This is a genomic window from Oceanibaculum pacificum (genome assembly GCF_001618175.1).
GTDB lineage: Bacteria > Pseudomonadota > Alphaproteobacteria > Oceanibaculales > Oceanibaculaceae > Oceanibaculum > Oceanibaculum pacificum.
Genome location: NZ_LPXN01000094.1, coordinates 73,202 through 96,838, shown reverse-complemented (window position 1 = coordinate 96,838; position 23,637 = coordinate 73,202). Strand labels below are relative to the sequence as shown.

Here is a 23,637-nt window from a genome sequence, read left to right as displayed (position 1 = left end):
TATCATTCGCCGATGGCCTATCCGGTGTCTCGTAGGGGCCCGATCGCATGGAAGCATTGCTGAAAGAATATCTGCCGATCCTGATTTTTATCGGCGTCGCCGTCGGTTTGTCGCTGGCGATGGTGATCGGCTCCTATCTCGTCGCGCCGCAGCGCCCGGACTCCGAGAAGCTGTCCGCCTATGAATGCGGCTTCGAGGCGTTCGATGACGCCCGCAGCCAATTCGACGTGCGCTTCTACCTGGTCGCCATTCTGTTCATCATCTTCGATCTGGAAGTGGCGTTCCTGTTCCCCTGGGCGATTACGCTGGGGGATATCGGCATGTTCGGTTTCTGGTCGATGGTGGTGTTCCTTGGCATCCTGACCATCGGCTTCGTTTATGAGTGGAAGAAGGGAGCCCTGGAATGGGAGTGACGCTTCCGCGCGAGACTCTCGTGCCCGGTTCGACCGGGATGGGGTTGCAGCCCGGCGCCGAGCAGGATGTTCTGCTGCGCCGCGTGACCGACGAGATCAACGATCAGGGGTTCGTCGTCGCCCAGTTCGATAAGCTGCTGGCCTGGGCGCGCAGCGGTTCGTTGTGGCCGATGACCTTCGGCCTGGCCTGCTGCGCGGTGGAGATGATGCACACCGCCGCCAGCCGCTACGATCTTGACCGCTACGGCATCGTGTTCCGGCCCAGTCCGCGCCAGTCCGACGTGATGATCGTGGCCGGCACGTTGTGCAACAAGATGGCCCCGGCGTTGCGCAAGGTCTATGACCAGATGGCCGAGCCGCGCTACGTCATTTCAATGGGCAGCTGCGCCAATGGCGGCGGCTATTATCACTATTCCTATTCCGTGGTGCGTGGCTGCGACCGCATCGTGCCGGTCGATATCTATGTGCCGGGGTGCCCGCCGACGGCGGAAGCGCTGCTCTACGGCGTGCTTCAGCTGCAGAAGAAGATCGGCCGCACCAGCAGCTTCGCCCGATAGACTCCGCCGGTTAAGCGATTGGATTGATGACACAGGCTCTGATCGATCTGGGCGATTATATCGCCAGCGCCGCGCCGAACGAGGTGCTGAACACCGAAATCGGGGTAGGGGGGCTGTCCGTCTGGACCCGCTCGGCTTCGCTGCTGCGGCTGATGACCTTGCTGCGCGACGACAGCAATTGCCAGTTCAAGGTGCTGGTCACCGTAACCGCAGTCGATTACCCCGACCGCGAGGAGCGGTTCGAGCTGGTTTATTGCCTGCTCAGCCTGAAGCACAACCAGCGCATCACCGTGAAGCTGGCGACCGACGAGGCCAATCCCGTGCCGTCCGTGGTCTCCATCTTCCCCAGCGCCAACTGGTACGAGCGCGAGGTGTGGGATCTCTATGGCGTGCTGTTCAGCGACCATCCTGATCTGCGCCGCATCCTGACCGATTACGGGTTCGAGGGGCATCCGCTGCGCAAGGACTTCCCGCTGACCGGCTATGTCGAAGTGCGCTACGACGAGGAACAGAAGCGCGTCGTCTACGAGCCGGTGAAGCTGGTGCAGGATTTCCGCACCTTCGACTTCATGAGCCCGTGGGAAGGCATGACCCGCCAAGGGCCGGCCGTGGGGCTGCCGGGCGACGAGAAGGCCAACGTCCAGAATGAGGGCAAAGCCTGATGGCCGAGATGACGATCAAGCCGATGACGCTGAATTTCGGGCCGCAGCACCCGGCGGCTCACGGCGTTCTGCGTCTGGTTCTGGAGATGGACGGCGAGGTGATCGAGCGCGCCGACCCGCATATCGGCCTGCTGCATCGCGGTACCGAGAAGCTGATCGAGTACAAGACCTATCTCCAGGCCGTGCCCTATTTCGACCGGCTCGACTATGTGTCGCCGATGTGCCAGGAGCATGCCTACGCCCTGGCGGTCGAGAAGCTGCTGGGCCTCGAAGTGCCGGCGCGCGCGCAGTATATCCGGGTGTTGTTCTCGGAAGTGACGCGCATTCTGAACCATCTGCTGAACATCACCACCTTCGCGCTCGATGTCGGCGCCATGACGCCGCTGCTCTGGGGCTTCGAGGAGCGCGAGAAGCTGATGGAGTTCTATGAGCGCGTGTCGGGCGCGCGGCTGCATTCGGCCTATTTCCGGCCGGGCGGCGTGCATCAGGACCTGCCGGCGGGTATCGCGGACGACATGCTGGCCTGGATCGAAAGCTTCCCGAAGATCATCGACGATATCGAGAGCCTGCTGACCGAGAACCGCATCTTCAAGCAGCGCACCGTCGATATCGGCGTCATCAGCGCGGCCGAGGCTCAGGCCTGGGGCTTCTCCGGCCCGTCGCTGCGCGCCTCGGACGTGGCGTGGGATCTGCGCAAGTCGCAGCCCTACGACGCCTATGCCGATATGGATTTCGACGTGGTGATCGGCAAGACGGGCGATTGCTATGCGCGCTATCTGGTGCGCATGGAAGAAATGCGCCAGAGCCTGAAGATCATGCGCCAGGCTATCGAGAAAATGCCGTCCGGCCCGATCAAGTCGCTCGATCGCAAGGTTTCGCCCCCGAAACGGGGCGAGATGAAGCAGTCGATGGAAGCGCTGATCCATCACTTCAAGCTCTATACCGAGGGCTACCACGTCCCGGCCGGCGAGACCTATGCCGCCGTCGAGGCCCCGAAGGGCGAATTCGGCGTCTTCATTGTCGCCGATGGCAGCAACCGGCCTTATCGCTGCCATATCCGCGCGCCGGGCTATCCGTTCCTGGCGGCCATGGACTTCCTCTGCAAGGGCCACATGCTGGCCGATTCCGTCGCGATTCTCGGATCGCTCGACATCGTCTTCGGGGAGATCGACCGATGAGCGGCGGCGCTCCAGCCCAGAATTTCGTCCAGCCGGACAGCTTCGCCTTCACGGCGGAGAACCAGGCCAAGGTCGAAAAGATCATCGCCAAATACCCGGCGGGGAGGCAGCTCTCCGCAGTGCTGCCGTTGCTCGACCTGGCGCAGCGCCAGCACGATAATTGGGTGCCGCAGGCGGCGATGGAGCATATCGCCGGCATTCTCGGCGTGGCGCCGATGCGGGTGATGGAGGTCGCGACCTTCTACACCATGTTCCATCTGGAGCCGGTCGGTAAGTATCACCTGCAGCTCTGCACCACGACGCCGTGCTGGCTGCGCGGCTCGGACGCCGTGGTGTCGGCCTGCCGCAGCAAGCTGGGGATCGATTTCGGCCAGGTCACCGAGGACGGCAAATTCTCGATGGTCGAGGTGGAGTGTCTGGGCGCTTGCGTGAATGCGCCGATCCTGCAGGTGAACGACGATTTTTACGAGGATATGGATGGGGCGAGCACGGAGACGCTGCTCGACAAGCTGTCCCGCGACGAGGTGCCGCCGGCCGGTTCGATCATCGGCCGCCAGACCTCCGCGCCGGAGGGCGGCCCGACCACTTTGATCAAGAAGACGGATGCGTCCGGCAGCGATGGGGCGAAGGTCTGATGCTGAAAGACGAAGATCGCATCTTTACCAATCTCTACGGCCTGGAGAGCTGGCGGCTCGACGCGGCGCGCAAGCGCGGCGATTGGGACCAGACGAAGGATTTCATCGCCAAGGGCCGCGATTGGATCATCGATCAGGTGAAGGAATCCGGCCTGCGCGGCCGGGGCGGCGCCGGCTTCCCGACCGGCATGAAATGGTCCTTCATGCCTAAGGAGATCGGCGCGCGGCCGCATTACCTGGTCATCAACGCGGACGAATCCGAACCCGGTACCTGCAAGGACCGGGACATCATGCGCCACGATCCGCAGAAGCTGATCGAGGGCGCGCTGATCGCCAGCTTCGCCATGGGCGCGCATGCCGCCTACATCTATATCCGCGGCGAGTTCTATAACGAGGCGATGCGCCTGCAAGCCGCCATCGACGAGGCTTACGACGCCGGCCTCTTGGGCAAGAATGCCTGCGGCGCGGGCTGGGATTTCGACCTCTACCTGCATCGCGGCGCGGGTGCTTATATTTGCGGCGAAGAGACGGCGCTGATCGAAAGCCTGGAAGGCAAGAAGGGCATGCCGCGCCTGAAGCCGCCTTTCCCGGCGGCGGTCGGCCTGTATGGCTGCCCCTCAACGGTGAACAATGTCGAGAGCATCGCGGTGGTGCCGACCATCCTGCGGCGCGGCGCTTCCTGGTTCGCCGGTCTCGGCCGGCCGAAGAATGTCGGCACCAAGCTGTTCTGCATTTCCGGGCATGTGAACAAGCCCTGCAATGTGGAAGAGGAGATGGGCATTCCGCTGCGCGAACTGCTGGAGAAGCATGCCGGCGGCGTGCGCGGCGGCTGGGACAATCTGCTGGCGGTGATCCCCGGTGGTTCTTCCGTGCCGGTCCTGCCGGCCGAGCAGTGCGACGATCTCTACATGGATTTTGATACGCTGCGCGAGAAGCGCTCCGGCCTTGGCACGGCGGCGGTGATCGTGATGGACAAGTCGACCGACATCGTGAAGGCGATCTCACGCCTGTCCTATTTCTACAAGCATGAGAGCTGCGGCCAGTGCACGCCGTGCCGCGAGGGCACGGGCTGGATGTGGCGCGTCATGGAGCGCATGGTGCGCGGCGAGGCCGACGTGGCCGAGATCGATATTCTCGAAGACGTCACCCGCCAGGTCGAAGGCCATACCATCTGCGCGCTGGGCGACGCGGCGGCATGGCCGATCCAGGGCCTGATCCGGCACTTCCGGCCGGAGATGGAACGCCGGATCGCCGCCCGTAAGGGCGCGGTTACGGCCAAGGCCGCGGAATAGCGTAGGGGTTTGGGGGAAAATCCATGCCGAAAGTCACCGTAGACGGCATCGAGGTCGAAGTCCCGGCTGGGGCGACGGTCCTTCAGGCCTGCGAGGAGGCGGGGAAGGAAATTCCGCGCTTCTGCTATCACGAGCGCCTGTCGATCGCCGGCAATTGCCGCATGTGCCTGGTGGAGATGGAGAAGGCGCCGAAGCCCATCGCTTCCTGCGCCTTTCCGGCCGCCGACGGCATGGTCATCAAGACCGATACGCCGCTGGTGAAGAAGGCGCGCAACGGCGTGATGGAGTTCCTGCTGGCGAACCATCCGCTGGACTGCCCGATCTGCGACCAGGGCGGCGAATGCGACCTGCAGGACCAGGCGATGGCCTATGGCGCGGGCTCCAGCCGGTTCCTGGAGAATAAGCGCGCGGTCGAAGACAAGCATATGGGCCCGCTGATCAAGACGATCATGACCCGCTGCATCCATTGCACGCGCTGCATCCGCTTCGCCAGCGAGGTCGCGGGCGTCGACGATCTCGGCGCGGTCTATCGCGGCGAGAACATGCAGATCACCACCTATCTCGAAAAGGCGCTGGCCTCCGAGCTGTCGGCCAATGTGATCGATCTCTGCCCGGTCGGCGCGCTGACGTCCAAGCCCTACGCCTTCGAGGCGCGGCCCTGGGAGTTGAAGAAGACCCCCTCGGTCGATGTGATGGACGCCGTCGGCTCGGCCATCCGGGTCGATTCGCGCGGCTCGGAAGTGCTGCGCGTGCTGCCGCGTGTGAACGAGGCGGTGAATGAGGAGTGGATTTCCGACAAGACGCGCTATGCCTGCGACGGGCTGCTGCGCCAGCGGCTGGATACGCCCTATGTGCGCAAGAACGGCAAGCTGATGCCGGTCGAGTGGCCGGAAGCGCTGCAGACCGTGGCCGACCGCCTGCGCCGCACCCCGGCCGAGAAGATCGGTGCGATTGCCGGCGACACGGTCGATGTCGAGGCGATGTATGCGCTGAAGTCGCTGCTGGAAGGCTTGGGCGTCGCCAGCCTGGATTGCCGCCAGGACGGCACCAAGCTGACCGCCGGGCCGCGGGCCGGCTATATCTTCAACAGCGCCATCGCCGGCATCGAGGAGGCGGATTTCATTCTGCTGGTCGGCAGCAATCCGCGCGTCGAGGCCCCCATCGTCAATGCCCGCATCCGCAAGCGCTGGCTGACTGGGAAGCTGAAGGTCGCCTCCATCGGCGCGCCGGCGGACCTGACCTACGATGCGGAAAATCTGGGCGACAGCCCGACGCTGCTGGGCGATCTGGTCTCCGGCAAGCATGATCTGGCCGAGGCGCTGTCCAAGGCCGAGCGGCCGATGGTCATTGTCGGGCAGGGCGCGCTGACGCGGGCCGACGGTGCTGCGATCCTGGCCCAGGCCCGGGCGCTGGCGGAGAAGGTCAGCCTGGTCCGCGATGGCTGGAACGGCTTCAACGTGCTGCACACGGCGGCATCGCGCGTCGGCGGGCTCGATCTCGGCTTCGTGCCGGGCGCGGGCGGCAAGGACGTGGCCGGCATCCTCGCCGGGGCCGAGGCGGGCGAGATCGAGACGGTCTATCTGCTGGCCGCCGACGAGATCGACACCGACCGGCTGAAGAACGCCTTCGTGATCTATCAGGGCCATCATGGCGACCGCGGCGCGCATGTCGCCGACGTGATCCTGCCGGGGGCGGCCTATACCGAGAAGGACGGCATCTACGTCAATACCGAGGGCCGGGTGCAGCTGGGCCGCATGGCCGTGTTCCCGCCCGGCGACGCGCGCGAGGATTGGAAGATTCTGCGCGCCCTGTCCGAAGGGCTGGGCCGCACGCTGCCTTACGATTCGCTGGCGCAGCTTCGCCAGAAGCTGGTTGCCGACTACCCGATCTTCGCGCAGGTCGATCATGCCGAAGGCGGGGAGTGGGGCAGCTTCGGGACCGAGGGCACGGTGGACGCTGCCGCCTTCGCCTACCCGATCCAGAATTTCTATATGACCGACCCGATCAGCCGCGCCTCGGTGACCATGGCGAAATGCACCGAAGCCTTCGTGCTGACCAGCGCGGCCGACCAGCAGGAAAAGACGGGCACCCATGGCTGATTTCTGGGACGGCTACGCACTGCCGACGATCATCATCCTGGCCCAGATTCTGGCCATCATGGTGCCGCTGCTGGTGGCCGTGGCCTATCTGACGCTGGCGGAACGCAAGGTCATCGCCGGCATGCAGATGCGCACCGGCCCGGCCAAGGTGGGGCCGTTCGGCCTGTTGCAGCCGCTGGCCGACGGCTTGAAGCTGTTCGGCAAGGAGACCATCCTGCCGGCCGGCGCCAACCGCCTGGTCTTCATCATGGCGCCGATGCTGACCTTCGTGCTGGCGATGGTGGCCTGGGCGGTGATTCCGGTGGGCGACGGCATGGTGATCGCCGATATCAATGTCGGCATCCTGTACCTGTTCGCGATCTCCTCGCTGGGCGTCTACGGCATCATCATGGCCGGCTGGGCGAGTAACTCTAAATATCCGTTCCTGGGCGCGCTGCGCTCGGCGGCGCAGATGGTGTCCTACGAAGTCTCCATCGGCTTCGTGATCATCACCGTGCTGCTGTGCGTCGGCTCGCTGAATCTGTCGGACATCGTGAACGCGCAGAAGACGGTCTGGTTCGCCATTCCGCTGCTGCCGATGTTCGTGGTGTTCTTCATCTCGGCCCTGGCGGAAACCAACCGCGCGCCGTTCGACCTGCCGGAAGGCGAGTCGGAGCTGGTGGCGGGCTATTTCGTCGAATATTCCTCCATGTCCTTCGCCCTGTTCTTCCTGGGCGAATACGCGAACATGATCCTGATGAGCGCGATGACCACCATCCTGTTCCTGGGTGGGTGGCTGCCGCCGTTCGATATCGCGCCGCTGAACTGGATTCCCGGCCCGATCTGGTTCGCGCTGAAGATTGCCCTGGTGCTGTTCCTGTTCCTGTGGGTGCGCGCGACCTTCCCGCGCTACCGCTACGACCAGCTGATGCGCCTGGGCTGGAAGGTGTTCCTGCCGCTGTCCCTGGTCTGGGTGATCCTGACCGCGGGCGTGCTGGTGGCGTTCGACTGGTTGCCGGCCTGATGGCGGGCGTTTTCCTTGCCATCCGGGAGGCGGCGACTATGGTAGGCGCCGCATCCGGGGTGGATGTGATCTTGACGGGGTTGGAGTAAGACAGCATGGCGTTCGTCGATCGCAGTGCCCGTGCTTTTCTCCTCACGGAGCTGGTCTCCGGCATGGCGCTGACCCTTAAGTATTTCTTTCGTCCGAAGGTGACGCTGAACTATCCCTACGAAAAGGGACCGATCAGCGCCCGCTTCCGGGGCGAGCATGCGTTGCGCCGCTATCCCAACGGGGAAGAGCGCTGCATTGCCTGCAAGCTGTGCGAGGCGGTGTGCCCGGCGCTAGCCATCACCATCGAGGCGGAACCGCGCGCCGACGGCAGCCGCCGGACGACGCGCTACGACATCGACATGACGAAATGCATCTATTGCGGCTTCTGCCAGGAAGCCTGCCCGGTCGATGCGATCGTCGAGGGGCCGAACTTCGAGTTCGCCACCGAGACCCGCGAGGAGCTGTTCTACAACAAGGACAAGCTGCTGGCGAACGGCGACCGGTGGGAAGCGGAGATCGCGGCCAATCTTCGGATCGACGCGCCATACCGCTAAGGCGCGCGAGAGTTTGAGAGAGGGAAGGCTTCGGCCTTCGGGGGCCCTTCGGGGGGTACAGTAAGGGGTTGATGGTGATCCAGGCGCTGATCTTCTATCTGTTCGCGAGCATTACCGTGGCGTCCGGCGTCATGGTTATCGCTTCGCGCAACCCGGTGCATTCCGTGCTGTACCTCATTCTGGCCTTCTTCAATGCGGCCGGGCTGTTCGTGCTGATCGGGGCCGAGTTTCTGGCGATGATCCTGGTCGTCGTCTATGTCGGCGCGGTGGCCGTGCTGTTCCTGTTCGTAGTCATGATGCTGGACATCAACTTCGTGCAGCTGCGCGAGGGCTTCCTGCAATATCTGCCGATCGGCGGGCTGATCGGGCTGATCCTGCTGGTTGAGCTGGGGCTGGTGTTCGGCACCTGGGTGCTGGCTGCGGATGTGGCGCAGATCGCCGCGTTGCCGATCCCGGCGGTCGATCAGGTGACTAATACCGAGGCCATCGGCCGGGTCATGTATACGAAGTATGTCTATCTGTTCCAGGCATCCGGCCTGGTGCTGCTGGTGGCGATGATCGGCGCCATCGTGCTGACGCTGCGCCAGCGCGAGGGGGTGCGCAAGCAATCCATCGCCGTGCAGAATGCGCGCCGCCGCGAGGATGTGGTGGCCACGGTCAAGGTTCCGACGGGCGGAGGGGTGTGACGCCATGGTGATCGGTCTTTCCCATTACCTCACGCTGGCGGCGATCCTGTTCACGCTGGGCATTTTCGGCATCTTCCTGAACCGGAAGAACGTCATCATCATCCTGATGTCGGTCGAACTGATGCTGCTGGCGGTGAACATCAACCTCGTCGCCTTTTCCGCCTTCATGGGCGATCTGGTCGGCCAGATCTTCGCCATGCTGGTGCTCACCGTGGCGGCGGCGGAGGCGGCGATCGGCCTCGCGATCCTGGTCGTCTATTTCCGCAATCGCGGCTCCATCGCCGTCGAAGACATCAATATGATGAAGGGCTGACCAGGGATGTTTGCCGGAATAGTCTTCCTGCCCCTTCTGGGCGCCATCGTCGCCGGCTTCTTCGGCCGGATCATCGGCGACCGCGCGGCGCAGATCGTCACCTGCGCGCTGATGCTGGTGTCGATGCTGCTGTCGATCCTGGCCTTCGTCGATGTGGCGCTGGGGGGCAACCCGCGCACGGTCGAGCTGTTCACCTGGATACAGTCCGGCGCGCTGGACGTGTCCTGGGCGCTGAAGGTCGACACGCTGACCGCCGTCATGCTGATCGTCGTCACCGTGGTGTCGTCGATGGTGCATGTCTATTCGGTCGGCTACATGTCGCACGATCCGGCGATCCCGCGCTTCATGGCCTACCTGTCGTTGTTCACCTTCTTCATGCTGATGCTGGTGACGGCCGACAATCTGATTCAGATGTTCTTCGGCTGGGAGGGCGTGGGCCTGGCTTCCTACCTGCTGATCGGCTTCTGGTTCCAGAAACCGACGGCGAACGCGGCGGCGATCAAGGCCTTCCTGGTGAACCGCGTCGGCGATTTCGGCTTCATGCTGGGCATCTTCGGCTGCTTCCTGCTGTTCGATACGGTGAATTTCGACCAGCTGTTTCAGGCGGCCCCGGAGGCTGTCGGCCAGAAGATCAATTTCCTGGGCATGCAGCTTGATGCGCTGACCACCGTGTGCCTGCTGCTCTTCGTGGGGGCAATGGGCAAGTCGGCGCAGTTCCTGCTGCACACCTGGCTGCCGGACGCGATGGAAGGCCCGACGCCGGTCTCCGCGCTGATCCACGCCGCCACCATGGTGACTGCCGGCGTGTTCATGGTCGCGCGCCTGTCGCCGATGTTCGAATACGCCCCGCAGGCGCTTATGGTCGTCACCTTCTTCGGCGCGATCACCGCGATCTTCGCGGCGACGGTCGGCATGGTGCAGAACGACATCAAGCGCGTCATCGCCTATTCGACCTGCTCGCAGCTTGGCTACATGTTCTTCGCCATCGGCGTGTCTGCCTATTCGGCGGCGATCTTCCATCTGATGACGCATGCCTTCTTCAAGGCGCTGCTGTTCCTGGGCGCGGGCTCGGTGATCCACGCCATGTCGGACGAGCAGGATATCCGCAAGATGGGCGGCATCTGGAAGCTGATCCCGCTGACTTACGGGCTGATGTGGATCGGCTCCCTGGCGCTGGCCGGCGTGCCGTTCTTCGCCGGCTTCTATTCCAAGGACATCATCCTCGAATCCGCCTTCGCCAGCGGCAGCCAGATCGGCCATTTCGCCTTCTGGCTCGGTATTCTGGCGGCCTTCCTGACGGCGTTCTATTCCTGGCGCCTGCTGATCCTCACCTTCCACGGCAAGCCGCGCGCCGACCATCACGTGATGGAGCATGTGCATGAATCGCCGAAAGTGATGACGATTCCGCTGATCGTGCTGGCGCTGGGCGCGATCTTCGCCGGCTTCGTCGGCTATGAGGCATTCGTCGGCGACGGCAGGGCGGAATTCTGGGGCGCGTCGATCCTGGTGCTGGAAGGCAAGGATGTGATCGAGGCGGCGCACCATGTGCCGCTCTGGGTAAAGCTGCTGCCGATCGTGGTCGGCGCGGCAGGCATCGCGACGGCCTATTTCGTCTATATGCTGCGCCCGGGCACGGCGGACGCAATCGCCGAGCAGTGGCGGCCGGTCTATCTGTTCCTGCTGAACAAATGGTACATCGACGAGCTGTACGACTTCCTGTTCGTGCGCCCTGTGCGCTGGCTCGGTCGCTTCCTCTGGAAGGAGGGCGATGGCCGCGTCATCGACGGCTTCGGCCCGGATGGCGTCGCCTTCACCACGCGCCTGATCTCCCAGCGCACCGCTCTGCTGCAGTCCGGTTATCTCTACCACTATGCCTTTGCCATGATGGTCGGCGTGGTGGTGCTGGTGACCTGGTACGTGTTCTCTCGGATGGCCTGATCCATGACCAGTAGCTGGCCCTTGCTCTCGCTCGTCACCTTCCTGCCGCTGGTGGGGGCGCTGTTCATCCTGGTGACGCGCGGCGAGCCCGACGTGGTTGCGCGCAACGCCCGGAACATGGCGCTGTGGACCTCGCTCATCACCTTCTTCCTGTCGCTCATGATCTGGGCGCAGTTCGACAACTCGACCGCCGAGTTCCAGCTTGTCGAGAAGGTCGAATGGATGCCGGAATTCGGCATCGGCTATCATATGGGCGTCGACGGCATCTCGATGTTCTTTGTGCTGCTGTCCACCCTGCTGACGCCGATCTGCGTGCTGGCGAGCTGGGAGTCGGTGAAGCACCGGGTGAAGGAGTATATGATCGCCTTCCTCGTCCTGGAGACGATGATGGTCGGCATGTTCTGCGCGCTCGACCTGGTGCTGTTCTATGTGTTCTTCGAGGCCGTGCTGATCCCGATGTTCATCATCATTGGCATCTGGGGCGGCGCGCGGCGCGTCTATGCGGCGTTCAAATTCTTCCTCTACACGCTGCTCGGTTCGGTGCTGATGTTGCTGGCCATCCTGGCGATGTATTTCGATGCCGGGACCACCGACCTGCCGACGCTGATGCAGCACGGCTTCGATGCCGGCATGCAGTACTGGCTGTGGCTTGCCTTCTTCGCCTCCTTCGCGGTGAAGGTGCCGATGTGGCCGGTGCATACCTGGCTGCCGGACGCCCATGTCGAGGCGCCGACGGCCGGCTCCGTCATCCTGGCCGGCGTGCTGTTGAAGATGGGCGGCTACGGCTTCATCCGCTTCTCCGTGCCGCTGATGCCGGAGGCGACGGAATTCTTCGCGCCGCTGGTCTTCGCGCTGTCCATCATCGCCATCATCTACACCTCGCTGGTGGCGCTGGCGCAGGAGGACATGAAGAAGCTGATCGCCTATTCGTCGGTTGCCCATATGGGCTTCGTGACCATGGGCATCTTCACGCTGACCATGCAGGGCATGCAGGGCGCGATCTTCCAGATGCTGAGCCACGGCATCGTCTCGGGCGCGCTGTTCCTGTGCGTCGGCGTGGTCTATGACCGGCTGCACACCCGCGAGATTTCGCGCTATGGCGGCCTGGTGAACAACATGCCGCGCTATGCGCTGGTGTTCATGGTGTTCATGCTGGCCTCGGTCGGCCTGCCGGGCACCAGCGGCTTCGTCGGCGAGTTCCTGTCGCTGATGGGCGCGTTCCAGGCCAATACCTGGGTTGCCTTCCTGGCCTCCACCGGCGTCGTTCTGGGCGCTGCCTACATGCTGTATCTGTATCGCCGCATGATCTTTGGCACGCTGGACAAGGACGATGTGAAGGCGATGCTGGATCTGAACTGGCGGGAGAAGGCGATCTTCGCGCCGCTCATCGTCCTGGTGCTGTGGATGGGCATCTATCCCGCCACCTTCCTGGACGTGATGGCGGTGTCGGTCGAAAACCTGCTCGACAATTACCAGACGGCCATCGCGGCGGGGCAGTCCGCCGCCTCGACCGCCATCGCCGCACGCTGACCGACGGGGCTTAAGAGACCATGGAACCCACAACCCTCGTCCTGCTGCCGGCCATCCCGGAAATCTTCCTGGCCTGCGCCGCCATGGCCCTGCTGATGATCGGCGTGTTCATCGGCGACAAATCGCTGCGCCTGGTCTCCTGGCTGGCGGTCGGCAGCTTCGTCGTCACCGCCGTGCTGCTCTACGCCTTCACCGGCTGGGGCGGGCGGGAACTGGCCTTCGACGGCCTGTTCGTGGCCGACCCGTTCGCGCTGTTCGCCAAGCTGTTCATTCTGCTGGGCTCGGCCGTCGCCATCATCCTGTCGATGGATTATCTGGAGCGCGAGAACACCGCGCGCTTCGAATATCCGGTGCTGATCGTGCTGGCCACGGTCGGCATGATGATGATGGTCTCGGCCAATAGCCTGATTTCGCTCTATGTCGGCCTGGAATTGCAGAGCCTGGCGCTGTACGTCGTCGCCGCGATCCGCCGCGATACGATCCGCTCCACCGAGGCCGGCCTGAAATATTTCGTCCTGGGCGCGCTGTCCTCGGGCATGCTGCTCTATGGCAGTTCGATGATCTACGGCTTTACCGGCAGCATCGATTTCGCGGTGCTGGCGGAGCGGGTGCAGGGCGAGGCTTCCGTCGGCGTGATCGTCGGCATCGTGTTCCTGGCCGCGGGGCTGGCCTTCAAGGTTTCCGCCGTGCCGTTCCATATGTGGACGCCGGACGTCTATGAAGGGGCGCCCACTCCGGTGACCGCGCTGTTCGCCACCGCGCCGAAATTCGCCGCCATCGCGCTGTTCTGCCGGGTGATGATGGAGCCGTTCGGCGGCATTGCCGACCAGTGGCAGCAGATTGTGGTGCTGATCTCCATCGGCTCGATGATCCTGGGCGCGCTGGCCGCGATCAACCAGACCAACATCAAGCGCCTGATGGCCTACAGCTCGATCGGCCATATGGGCTATGCGCTGATCGGCCTGGCGGCGGGCAGCGAGATCGGCGTGCGCGGCGTGCTGATCTATATGGCGATCTACATCGTCATGAATGTCGGCACCTTCGCCATCATCCTGTGCATGCGCCAGCAGGGCCGCATGGTGGAGAATATCTCCGACCTGGCAGGCCTCTCCAAGACGCATCCGATGATGGCCGTGGCCTTGACCATTTTCATGTTCTCCATGGCGGGTATTCCGCCGCTGGCCGGCTTTTTCAGCAAGCTCTACGTCTTCCTGGCCGCCATTGAGGCGCAGCTCTATACACTGGCGGTCATCGGCGTGGTGTCCAGCGTGGTCGGCGCGTTCTACTATCTGCGCATCGTAAAGCTGATGTATTTCGATGAGCCGGTGGAAACGCTGGACCGTCCGATCGGCCGCGAGATGGGGGCGGTGATCGCCGTCAGCGGGTTGTTCACGCTGCTGTTCTTCGTGTGGCCCGCGCCGATTTTGAACGCCGCCGCGCAGGCGGCGGCCTCCCTGTTCGCGGGATGACCGGAAGCCTGTCCTCCTTCGATATCGTCGCCCTGGGCAGTGTCGTTTCGACCAACGACGAGGCCCACCGGTTGGCTAGGGAGGGCGCGCGCCATCTGACCGTGGTGACAGCCGAGGAGCAGCAGGGCGGCCGTGGCCGCCGTGGTCGGGCCTGGGCTTCGCCACCGGGCAATGTGTATCTCAGCGTCATCCTGCGTCCGGATTGTCCGCCCGCGAGGGCAGCGCAGATATCCTTCCTGGCTGCCCTCGCGGTGCGCGACACGGTGCGCCTGGCGGTCGGCGCTATCGCCCCGGTGGTGGTGAAATGGCCGAACGACGTTCTGGTCAATGGCGGCAAGATTTCCGGTATCCTGCTGGAGACCGGCGGCGGCACCGCGCAGGCGGTGGATTACGTCGTCATCGGCATCGGGGTGAATGTGCAGCACCATCCCGAGAATGCAGAGCGCCCGGCGACCAGCCTGGCGGCGCTGGGTGGCGATGCCGACGTGTCGCAAGCCCGGGCGACGCTGCTGGAGCGGTTGGGCTACTGGTACTATATCTGGTCGAGCCAGGGTTTTGCGCCCATCCGCCAGAACTGGCTGGCCGACGCGGTCGGCCTTGGCGAGAAGATTGAGGTGCGCCTGCCGGATCGGACGCTGAACGGCGTATTCGGCGATCTGGATGCCGATGGCGCGCTGTTGCTGGATACCGAGGCCGGCCGGCAGCGTATTTCCGCCGGCGACATCTATCTGCGCAATCCGGATTAGGAGAGGCGGGCAGGGCCATGCTGCTGGCGATCAACTCCAACAACACCAACATCAAATTCGGCCTGTATGACGGCGATACCGAGCGCGGCTCCTGGCGCATCGGCACCGATACCAAGCGCACGGCCGACGAATACGCCGTCTGGATCAGCCAGCTCATGACCTTGAAGGGCATGAAGAGCGCCGACGTTACCCAATGCCTCATTGCCTCGGTCGTGCCGGACACGCTGTTCAATCTGAAAATGCTGTGCCGCAGCTATTTCAATTGCGATCCGCTGATCTATACCGACCCGGAGGTGATCAAGGGCACCGTCGCCAAGGTCGACCGGCCGGAGGAAGTCGGCGCGGACCGTCTGGTCAACACGGTTGCGGCGCACCATCTGTATGGCGGGCCGGCAATCGTGGTGGATTTCGGCACGGCGACGACCTTCGACGTGGTGGACGGGGACGGCAATTACTGTGGCGGCGCTATCGCGCCCGGCATCAACCTGTCCATCGAGGCGCTGCGCATGGCGGCGGCCCTGCTGCCGCGCGTGGCGGTGCGGCGGCCGGAGAAGGTGATCGGCTCCACGACCGTCGGCTGTTTCGAATCCGGCATCTTCTGGGGCTATGTATCGCTGATCGAGGGGCTGGTGGCGCGCATCCGCGCCGAATTCGGCCAGCCGATGAAAGTGGTGGCGACCGGCGGGCTGGTACCCTTGTTCGCCGAGGCCACGGATATTTTCGACCATTTGGACCAGGACCTGACAATGCGGGGTCTGGTAATCGTGAATCGTCTGAACAGGACACAATGAGCAGCAAGCGCAAGGCGAACGGTACGCACCCCAAGACATCCAAAGCGAACGGAACGGCGATCAACGGCCATAGCAGCGGCGATTTCCTCGACCCGGAGGATAAGGGAGTCTATTTCCTGCCATTGGGCGGCGCCGGCGAGATCGGGATGAATCTCAACCTGTACCGGTCGCAGGGCAAATGGCTGATGGTCGATCTGGGCGTCACTTTCGGCGACGATTCCATGCCGGGGATCGAGGTGGTCATGCCCGACCCGTCCTTCATCGTCGAGCGCAAGGACGAGCTGGTCGGCCTGGTGCTGACCCATGCGCATGAGGATCATCTGGGGGCAGTGCCCTATCTGTGGCAGCAACTGCGCTGCCCGATCTATGCCACGCCCTTCACTGCCTCGGTGCTGCGCCGCAAGCTGGAGGATACCGATTTCGGCCGCGAGGTGGAGATCACCATCGTGCCGATGTCGGGCCGGTTCGATGTCGGGCCGTTCGAGATCGAGCTGGTGACCCTGACCCATTCGATTCCCGAGCCGAACGCGCTGGTGATTCGCACCGGCGGGGCCAAGCCGATCCTGCATACCGGCGACTGGAAGTTCGATCCCGACCCGCTGGTCGGCCCGACCTCGGACGAGGCGCGGCTGCAGGAGATCGGGGAGGAGGGGGTGCTGGCGCTGATCGGCGATTCCACCAACGTCTTCCGGGCTGGCTCCGCCGGCTCCGAGGCCGATGTGCGCAAGAACATGATCGAGCTGGTCGCCAAATATAAGACCAACCGCGTTGCCGTCGCCTGCTTCGCCTCGAACGTGGCGCGGCTGGAGACCATGGCGAAGGTGGCGGAGGCGAACGGCCGCCATCCGGCGCTGATCGGCCGGTCGCTATGGCGCATGACCGCCTCGGCGAAGGAGAATGGCTATCTCCAGGGCATCGATTTCGTCAGCGAGCACGATGCCGGCTTCCTGCCGAAGGACAAGGTGCTGCTGATCTGCACCGGCAGCCAGGGCGAGCCCCGCGCGGCGCTGTCGCGCATCGTCTCCGACAGCCACCCGCATGTGACGCTGGAGGGCGGCGATACGGTGATCTTCTCGTCCCGCGTCATTCCGGGGAACGAGAAATCCATCGCGCGGGTGCAGAATGCGCTGATCCGCCGCAATATCGAGGTGGTGACGGCGACCAACGATGACATCCATGTCTCTGGCCATCCGGCGCGCGACGAATTGATCCGCATGTACCAGCATGTCCGCCCGGAGGTCGCCATTCCGGTGCATGGCGAGAGCCGGCATCTGATCGAGCATGCGAAGCTGGCGCGGGAATGCCAGGTGCCGGTGGCGCTGTCGATTGCCAATGGCGATGTGGTGCGCCTGCATCCCGGCCCAGCCGAAGTGGTCGACGAGGTGTTCGCCGGCCGGCTGGCGGTGGATGGCAAGCGCCTGGTTTCGCTAGGCGACCCGGTGCTGCGCGACCGCAACCGGCTGATGCATAGCGGCGCCATCGTCATGACCATCGTGCTCGACAAGGCCGGCAAGCTGCGCACCGATCCGATGGGCAGCTTTCAGGGCGTGCTGGAGGGCGAAGATCCGATGCGAGAGGACATCATCGACATCGCCGCCGACGCGGTGGAGGGGCTGCGCGCGGCCGACCGCAAGGACGATGCCGCGGTGGCAGAAGCGGTGCGCATCGCCGTGCGCCGGGCGATCAATGCGGAGCTGGGGCGCAAGCCTGTGACAGATGTGCATGTGGTCAGGCTGGCCTGAGCGGCCTATCATCGCGCACCCGCATCGAAGGAGAGAGTGAATGATCGGCCGGTTGAACCATGTCGCCATCGTGGTGCCGGATATCGCGGCGGCGGCCAACCTGTACCGCACCGCGCTGGGGGCGAATGTCTCCGATCCGGTGGATATGCCCGAGCATGGGGTGACGACCGTCTTCGTGACTCTGCCCAACACCAAGATCGAGCTGTTGCAGCCGCTGGGCGAGAAATCGCCGGTGCAGGCTTTCCTGGATCGTAACCCGTCCGGCGGCATGCATCATGTCTGCTATGAGGTGGAGGATATCCTCGCTGCCCGCGATCATCTGAAGGCCGAGGGCGCCCGTGTGCTGGGCGATGGCGAGCCGAAGATCGGCGCGCACGGCAAGCCGGTGCTATTCCTCCATCCAAAGGATTTCTGCGGCACGCTGGTCGAAATCGAGCAGGCCTGAGCGATCATGTATTGGACCTCAGGCATTGTCGTTTTCGTTATCGTCTGGTGGCTGGTGTTTTTCATGATGCTGCCGGTCGGCGTGAAGATCCCCGAGCAGCCGGGCGAGGGGCACGCCACCAGCGCGCCGGAGAAACCGATGCTGCTGAAGAAGGCGCTGATCACCACGGGCATCGCCATTGTGGTGACCGGGCTGATCTTCATGGTTATCCTGTCCGACTATCTGTCTTTTCGAGGCTAGGCATGTCCGGCTATTGCGACAGCGCGCCCGGCCACCCGGTGCACGCCAGCTACCACGATACGGAGTATGGCTTTCCGGTCAGCGACGATAAGGTGCTGCTGGAACGCTTCGCGCTGGAGATCATGCAGGCCGGCCTGTCCTGGGAGATCACGCTGAAGAAGCGCGCCGCGCTGTTCGAGGCGTTCGAGGGCTTCGATCCGGATGTGGTGGCCGCCTATGGCCCGGTGGAGACGGAGCGCCTGCTGGCCAATCCCGGCATCATCCGCAACCGGCTGAAGATCGCAGCGATCATCCGCAATGCCGGGCGGTTTATCGAACTACGGCCGGAGTATGGCTCCTTTGCCGGCTGGCTTGATGCGCACCACCCGCTCGACAAGGCCGGCTGGGTAAAGCTGTTCAAGAAGAACTTTGCCTTCACCGGCGGCGAGATTGTGAACGAGCTGTTGATGAGTACCGGCTACCTGCCCGGTGCCCACCGCCCCGACTGCCCCGTCCACGCCCGCATCCTGGCGCAAAATCCGCCCTGGCGGCGAGCGTAGGGGCTTTAGCTTTTACCTGTTCGAATCGTCACCCCCCGCAGTTTTGCGGGGTCTTTGTTTCTGCCTGCCGGGATCATCGGTCGAGAAAGCTGAATCCCGGATTCCTGGTGCAAGGCCGGCAGGGGCGATTGGTTCTGATATCGGGTTCGTGCCAGGATTTGTAGGGGAAAGCCGAAATCACGAGTATTGTTTTGCTCGTTTTATAATCAAGAGCCTGTTTACGACGGCTGCAAATGCATTTTTTATGTGCAAAAAGTATAAAAAATCACCAAAAACAAATGGCAAGAGCAGGTTTGCTCTTGCCATAGTGCATTGCACAATTCATATTTCCACTCAGGTCAGGGGTCGTTATCGACCTTTGATCGACGCCTGGTGGCGATTCCTCCCTAAACTCGGGCCGTGCCGTTTTTTAGCGGCACGGTCTTTTTTATGTCCGCAAAGACTACGGAATAAGTTTTTCGAAGTCATCAATTTTCTGCATGTTAGAGCTATATATTACCTGTCGGGATAGATGGGATCGTTCGTGTGCAGTTGAATTTTACGCCTTCGCCGCTTCTGTTCCTCGCGTTTCTTGGCGTCACCTTGGCTGTCGCACCGAATAGTTTGCGCGCAGAAGAAATCATTGTCGGCGGCAATGTCTGCCAGCGCGCGGTGGCACATAAGCCGGAAGTCGGGGCGACCTACCAGCCCGGCGTCGACGCCTATGGAAGGCCAGTCGCCCCGGCCGATCTGGGCGGTGGCTCGGCGATCCGCATTCCCGAGACCATCGGCATCGACATCACGGTGGATTTGCAGAAGCGCTTCGGCCTGCCCGGCAATTCGCGGCTGTTCTTTCCGGAGGCCCAGATCGGCCGGGTGGAGGTCGGGCGCGACGGCAAGGTGCTGTTCAATGGCGAACCGGTGAGCGGCGACGAGCAACTCGCCATCGAGGCGGCCTGCCGCGAGGCGTTGGGGCTGCCGCCGATCCCGCTGCATAAGCCGGGCGGGTAGGGCGCAACAAAAAGGGCGGCCCGCGGGCCGCCCTTTGTGCATTCTACAGGCCAGGTTCCTTACATGAAGGACTGGATGCCGGTCTGGGCGCGGCCCAGGATCAGCGCGTGCACGTCATGTGTGCCTTCGTAGGTGTTGACCGCCTCCAGATTCAGCACATGGCGGATGACGTGATACTCGTCGGAGATGCCATTGCCGCCATGCATGTCGCGGGCGACACGGGCGATGTCCAGCGACTTGCCGCAGGAATTGCGCTTGGCCAGGGAGATCATCTCCGGCGCGGCGCGACCCTCATCCATCAGCCGGCCGAGGCGCAGGCAGGTATGCAGGCCCAGCGTGATTTCGGTCTGCATGTCGGCCAGCTTCTTCTGGATCAGCTGATTGGCGGCGAGTGGGCGGCCGAACTGCTTGCGGTCCATCGTGTACTGGCGCGCTGCGTGCCAGCAGAACTCGGCGGCGCCCAGGGCGCCCCAGGAAATGCCGTAGCGCGCCTTGTTCAGGCAGCCGAACGGACCCTTCAGCCCCTCGACATTCGGCAACAAATTCTCATCCGGCACGAATACCTCGTCCATGACGATCTCACCGGTGACCGAGGCGCGCAGGCTGAACTTGCCCTCGATCTTCGGCGCGGACAGGCCCTTCATGCCCTTTTCCAGCACGAAGCCGCGGATCACCCCATCCTCGGTCTTGCCCCAGACCACGAAGACGTCGGCGATGGGGGAGTTGGTGATCCACATCTTGTTGCCGGTGACGACATAGCCGCCATCGACCTTCTTGGCGCGGGTCTTCATGCTGCCGGGATCGGAGCCGTGATCCGGCTCGGTCAGGCCGAAGCAGCCGACCCATTCGCCGGTGGCCAGCTTCGGCAGATATTTCTGGCGTTGCGCCTCGCTGCCATATTCATGGATCGGGTGCATCACCAGGCTGGACTGCACGCTCATGGCAGAGCGATAGCCGGAATCGACGCGCTCGACCTCGCGGGCGATCAGCCCGTAGCACACGTAATTCACGCCGGCGCAGCCATAGCCGTCGATGGTGGAGCCGAGGAAACCCTGCTCGCCCATTTCGTTCATCAGCTCGCGGTGGAATATCTCCTTGCGGAAGCCTTCCTGCACACGGCTCATCAGCTTTTCGTCGCAGAAGGCGCGCGCGGCGTCGCGCACCATGCGCTCGTCTTCGCTCAGCGCATCGTCGAGCAGCAGCGGGTCTTCCCAGGAGAAGCTGGGCTTATGCGCCTTGCCGGCGGCGGGTTTCAGGGCGGTGGCGGCCTGCGGCGGTGTCATTGGTTAAACTCCGGATTCAAGCGGATATCGTCTTTGGCGACTGAGTTGTTCACCAAACTAACATAGCGCGCAAGGGCAGAAACAGTAGCTTGCTCTATTCGACGACAAGCTGTACCCGGTCGGAGGCGAAGCGGCCGATGCCATATTCGACCGGTCTGCCGTCGGGCGTCACATTCACCGCCTCGACCACCAGGATGGGCCGGTTGCGCGCCTGTTTCAGCAGGTTGGCCTCGCGCTGGTCCGGCAGGCGGGCGGTGATGCGCGAGCCGGCGCGGCTATAATCCGGCACGCCCAGGCGCATCAGCGCCTTGGTGATTGAGCCCAGCTCGCGATACAGCGCATCAATGCCGGCGAAGCGCACGCCGTCGAAATAATGCGATGTATAGGAGATCACCCGGTCGTCGACCCCGTTCAGCGTCTCCAGCAACAGGCACGGCGCACCGGGGGCAATGTTCAGGGCGGCGGCGATATCCTCGCCGGCCGGCACCGTCTCGCTGTGGAAGAAAACGCCGCCGGGCCGGCGCTTCAGCCGCGAGATATTCTCGGAAAACCGGGTTCGCGGGCCGATCATGTAATCGACCACATCCTCCTGCACGAAGCTGCCGCGCCCCTGTTCCACGCGCACCAGGCCCAGCGCCGCCAGATGCCCCATGGCGCGGCGCAGCGTATGGCGATTGACCTGAAAGCGCTCCGCCAACAATCCTTCCACCGGAAGTTTGCTGCCTGGCGGGAAGCGGCCGGTGGCGATATCGTCCGCAAGCGATTCGGCGATCTGCTGCCAGACCGGTCCGGAAGGGGCCTTGCGCGGCATCATGAAAGAATTGCGCGCGACGGCGCGTGAAAGAGCTCAGGCACGCTGGAGACCCTGGTTCGGATAAAGCCGATCCGCTAAGCTCTAGTGCATTACCTATACTTGGGGAATATCCCGAAATGTTACATGTTTATGTCGGTTCTGGGTCAGCGCCCGTCGGGACCGATGGTGCGTTTCGGGGTGGCTGGCCATGAGTCCGGCGTCCGACGATGACCGGGTAATCTTCGAATTCTACCCAATCGGCAGCTATGTGAAGGTCAGCGCTATCGACCCCCGCACCATGGTGGAGGTTTCCATCGTCGGCGATCCGGCGCGGGGAGAAACCGCCTTGCGCCATGCGGCGATGCAGAAGCTGCGTTACGTTCTGGAAAAGCGCGCCAAAGGCGGCCGGGGCGGGCTGATCGTCTAGGCAGCCCGGGGAAGGGCGTTCAGCCTTTCTTGCTGCGCCCGCCGCTGCTGCCGCGGCCCAGGCCAATCTTCTTGGCGAAGGCGGAGCGTTGCTTGGCATAGTTGGGCGCGACCATCGGGTAATCCGCTGGCAGGCCCCATTTGGCGCGGTATTCTTCCGGGGTCATGCTGTAATTCGTGCGTAGATGGCGCTTCAGCATTTTCAGCTTCTTACCGTCTTCCAGGCAGATGATATATTCATCCGTCACCGAGCGACGCACCGGGATCGCCGGTTTCTGCGGCTCCGGCGCCAGCTGCGCTACGGCCTGCCCATTCAGCTGGCGCAATGAATTATAGATCGTGCCGATCACCTCGGAAAGCTGAGATGACGGTAAGACATTGTTCTGCACATAAGCGGAAACGACTTCGGCCGTCATGCGCAGCAGATCGTTTTGCGCCTTCTTCTCTTCTGCTGACTCGCTGTTCATTTAACTATCCACAATCACATTAAGCATTCTAAACTGATATCGCTAATCCACCGATATAGTCAATCCCCTTGTTAGTAATCATCAGGCATCCTGCGGCATAGCGCCGTGCGGAACTAGTAAAAATTGGTTTCTCAGAAAATAGCGACAATGCCTTCTACCGTGCCTTTAGGGAAAACAGTCCCCTTGTTGCTGCCTGTTTCTTATGCAGTGGGGGCAGGGGTAATTGTTAACAAAATTGGCTGAGATGATAGGCCAGACCTTGTGGCCGGCTGACAGGCGCGGCGGACATATGGTAGTGTCTTAGTGCCGGTACGATGCCGGCACCTTATGAAACACGATGCGTTCAAGCGGTCATGCAGCAAAATAGAATTGCCATCGCCTCCGACCATGGGGGCTTCGCGCTGAAATCGGCGCTGAAAGCCTATCTCGTCGACCGGGGCCATGAGGTACTGGATCTGGGCGCGGATAGCACCGAGTCGGTCGATTACCCGGATTTCGGCAATAAGCTGGCCGCCGCCATATCGCAGGGCGAGGCGGCGCGCGGGGTGGTTATCTGCGGCACCGGCATCGGTATCTCGATTGCGGTGAACCGCCATGCCGGGCTGCGCGCGGCCCTGTGTCACGATGTCACCACCGCGCGCCTGTCGCGCGAGCATAACGACGCCAATGTGCTGGCGCTGGGCGCCCGGGTGGTCGGCGAGGAGGTGGCGAAGGATTGCCTGGCCGCCTTCCTCGACACACCCTTCGCCGGCGGTCGCCACGCCCCGCGCGTCGCCAAGCTCGGCTAAATCCATAATCCTTGCTCTCTATGACTGT

General features: G+C 63.2%; 26 protein-coding genes. 23 read left to right on the top strand and 3 right to left on the bottom strand.

Annotated features, from left to right (window positions below):
• Positions 1-47 precede the first annotated feature (47 nt).
• The 21 genes from AUP43_RS07150 to AUP43_RS07050 all read left to right on the top strand — a co-directional run bounded on the left by AUP43_RS07150 (position 48) and on the right by AUP43_RS07050 (position 19,852).
• On the top strand, positions 48-413 hold the full coding sequence (locus tag AUP43_RS07150) for an NADH-quinone oxidoreductase subunit A (RefSeq protein WP_067554369.1): 366 nt from the start codon (positions 48-50) through the stop codon (positions 411-413).
• Complete coding sequence (locus tag AUP43_RS07145; protein ID WP_067554366.1) at positions 404-970, top strand: NuoB/complex I 20 kDa subunit family protein; 567 nt, start codon at positions 404-406, stop codon at positions 968-970. Before AUP43_RS07150 ends, AUP43_RS07145 begins: the two co-directional genes overlap by 10 nt.
• Before the next feature lie 26 nt (positions 971-996).
• Entirely contained in the window at positions 997-1,632 is a 636-nt protein-coding gene (locus AUP43_RS07140; protein WP_067554364.1) for an NADH-quinone oxidoreductase subunit C, read from the top strand.
• Positions 1,632-2,810, top strand: coding sequence for an NADH-quinone oxidoreductase subunit D (locus AUP43_RS07135; protein ID WP_067554361.1), 1,179 nt, complete (start codon positions 1,632-1,634; stop codon positions 2,808-2,810). The genes AUP43_RS07140 and AUP43_RS07135 overlap by 1 nt, the downstream gene beginning before the upstream one ends.
• Positions 2,807-3,445: an NADH-quinone oxidoreductase subunit NuoE gene (gene nuoE / locus AUP43_RS07130; protein WP_067554358.1), complete on the top strand. Its 639-nt coding sequence runs from the start codon at positions 2,807-2,809 to the stop codon at positions 3,443-3,445. The genes AUP43_RS07135 and nuoE overlap by 4 nt, the downstream gene beginning before the upstream one ends.
• Entirely contained in the window at positions 3,445-4,737 is a 1,293-nt protein-coding gene (gene nuoF, locus AUP43_RS07125) for an NADH-quinone oxidoreductase subunit NuoF (RefSeq protein ID WP_067554355.1), read from the top strand. The genes nuoE and nuoF overlap by 1 nt, the downstream gene beginning before the upstream one ends.
• A gap of 23 nt (positions 4,738-4,760) precedes the next feature.
• Positions 4,761-6,836: an NADH-quinone oxidoreductase subunit NuoG gene (gene nuoG, locus AUP43_RS07120; protein ID WP_067554352.1), complete on the top strand. Its 2,076-nt coding sequence runs from the start codon at positions 4,761-4,763 to the stop codon at positions 6,834-6,836.
• Positions 6,829-7,839: an NADH-quinone oxidoreductase subunit NuoH gene (gene nuoH, locus AUP43_RS07115; RefSeq protein WP_067554350.1), complete on the top strand. Its 1,011-nt coding sequence runs from the start codon at positions 6,829-6,831 to the stop codon at positions 7,837-7,839. The genes nuoG and nuoH overlap by 8 nt, the downstream gene beginning before the upstream one ends.
• 95 nt (positions 7,840-7,934) lie before the next feature.
• Positions 7,935-8,423 carry an NADH-quinone oxidoreductase subunit NuoI gene (gene nuoI / locus AUP43_RS07110; protein WP_067554347.1) on the top strand — a complete coding sequence of 163 codons (489 nt, stop codon included), beginning with the start codon at positions 7,935-7,937 and terminating at the stop codon, positions 8,421-8,423.
• A gap of 71 nt (positions 8,424-8,494) precedes the next feature.
• A complete protein-coding gene (locus AUP43_RS07105) occupies positions 8,495-9,109 on the top strand; it encodes an NADH-quinone oxidoreductase subunit J (RefSeq protein ID WP_067554344.1) in 615 nt (204 codons plus the stop codon).
• A gap of 4 nt (positions 9,110-9,113) precedes the next feature.
• Positions 9,114-9,422: an NADH-quinone oxidoreductase subunit NuoK gene (gene nuoK / locus AUP43_RS07100; protein WP_067554341.1), complete on the top strand. Its 309-nt coding sequence runs from the start codon at positions 9,114-9,116 to the stop codon at positions 9,420-9,422.
• A 6-nt stretch (positions 9,423-9,428) separates the two neighbouring features.
• Positions 9,429-11,360 (top strand): NADH-quinone oxidoreductase subunit L, encoded by a 1,932-nt coding sequence (gene nuoL / locus AUP43_RS07095; protein ID WP_067554338.1) that lies wholly within the window; start codon positions 9,429-9,431, stop codon positions 11,358-11,360.
• A gap of 3 nt (positions 11,361-11,363) precedes the next feature.
• Positions 11,364-12,890, top strand: a complete 1,527-nt coding sequence (locus AUP43_RS07090) for an NADH-quinone oxidoreductase subunit M (protein WP_067554335.1) — start codon at positions 11,364-11,366, stop codon at positions 12,888-12,890.
• A 20-nt stretch (positions 12,891-12,910) separates the two neighbouring features.
• A complete protein-coding gene (gene nuoN / locus AUP43_RS07085) occupies positions 12,911-14,359 on the top strand; it encodes an NADH-quinone oxidoreductase subunit NuoN (protein WP_067554332.1) in 1,449 nt (482 codons plus the stop codon).
• Positions 14,356-15,105, top strand: a complete 750-nt coding sequence (locus tag AUP43_RS07080; RefSeq protein WP_067554330.1) for a biotin--[acetyl-CoA-carboxylase] ligase — start codon at positions 14,356-14,358, stop codon at positions 15,103-15,105. The genes nuoN and AUP43_RS07080 overlap by 4 nt, the downstream gene beginning before the upstream one ends.
• A 17-nt stretch (positions 15,106-15,122) precedes the next feature.
• Positions 15,123-15,896 (top strand): type III pantothenate kinase, encoded by a 774-nt coding sequence (locus AUP43_RS07075; RefSeq protein ID WP_067554327.1) that lies wholly within the window; start codon positions 15,123-15,125, stop codon positions 15,894-15,896.
• Positions 15,893-17,638, top strand: a complete 1,746-nt coding sequence (locus AUP43_RS07070) for a ribonuclease J (protein WP_084462623.1) — start codon at positions 15,893-15,895, stop codon at positions 17,636-17,638. Before AUP43_RS07075 ends, AUP43_RS07070 begins: the two co-directional genes overlap by 4 nt.
• Positions 17,639-17,678: 40 nt before the next feature.
• Positions 17,679-18,083, top strand: coding sequence for a methylmalonyl-CoA epimerase (gene mce / locus AUP43_RS07065; RefSeq protein ID WP_067554324.1), 405 nt, complete (start codon positions 17,679-17,681; stop codon positions 18,081-18,083).
• A 6-nt stretch (positions 18,084-18,089) separates the two neighbouring features.
• A complete protein-coding gene (locus tag AUP43_RS07060) occupies positions 18,090-18,323 on the top strand; it encodes a DUF1467 family protein (RefSeq protein ID WP_067554321.1) in 234 nt (77 codons plus the stop codon).
• Between the two features lie 2 nt (positions 18,324-18,325).
• Complete coding sequence (locus tag AUP43_RS07055; RefSeq protein ID WP_067554319.1) at positions 18,326-18,862, top strand: DNA-3-methyladenine glycosylase I; 537 nt, start codon at positions 18,326-18,328, stop codon at positions 18,860-18,862.
• 603 nt (positions 18,863-19,465) lie between these two features.
• Complete coding sequence (locus tag AUP43_RS07050) at positions 19,466-19,852, top strand: hypothetical protein (protein WP_067554316.1); 387 nt, start codon at positions 19,466-19,468, stop codon at positions 19,850-19,852.
• A 59-nt stretch (positions 19,853-19,911) separates the two neighbouring features.
• On the opposite strand, the gene AUP43_RS07045 is transcribed toward AUP43_RS07050, so the two are convergent.
• The gene (locus AUP43_RS07045) at positions 19,912-21,135 is read right to left on the bottom strand and encodes an acyl-CoA dehydrogenase (protein ID WP_198154840.1); all 1,224 of its coding nucleotides are present in this window, start codon (positions 21,133-21,135) and stop codon (positions 19,912-19,914) included.
• 94 nt (positions 21,136-21,229) lie between these two features.
• Positions 21,230-21,949: a phosphonate metabolism transcriptional regulator PhnF gene (gene phnF, locus AUP43_RS07040; protein ID WP_067554312.1), complete on the bottom strand. Its 720-nt coding sequence runs from the start codon at positions 21,947-21,949 to the stop codon at positions 21,230-21,232.
• Positions 21,950-22,136: 187 nt separating this feature from the next.
• Between phnF and AUP43_RS07035 the strand changes: the two genes are divergently transcribed.
• A complete protein-coding gene (locus tag AUP43_RS07035) occupies positions 22,137-22,355 on the top strand; it encodes a DUF6898 family protein (RefSeq protein ID WP_067554310.1) in 219 nt (72 codons plus the stop codon).
• Between the two features lie 19 nt (positions 22,356-22,374).
• On the opposite strand, the gene AUP43_RS07030 is transcribed toward AUP43_RS07035, so the two are convergent.
• A complete protein-coding gene (locus AUP43_RS07030) occupies positions 22,375-22,821 on the bottom strand; it encodes a MucR family transcriptional regulator (RefSeq protein ID WP_067554307.1) in 447 nt (148 codons plus the stop codon).
• A 353-nt stretch (positions 22,822-23,174) separates the two neighbouring features.
• Here AUP43_RS07030 and rpiB point away from each other — a divergent pair, with 353 nt between their 5' ends.
• Positions 23,175-23,609, top strand: coding sequence for a ribose 5-phosphate isomerase B (rpiB, locus tag AUP43_RS07025; protein WP_067554304.1), 435 nt, complete (start codon positions 23,175-23,177; stop codon positions 23,607-23,609).
• The last annotated feature ends 28 nt before the right edge of the window (positions 23,610-23,637 follow it).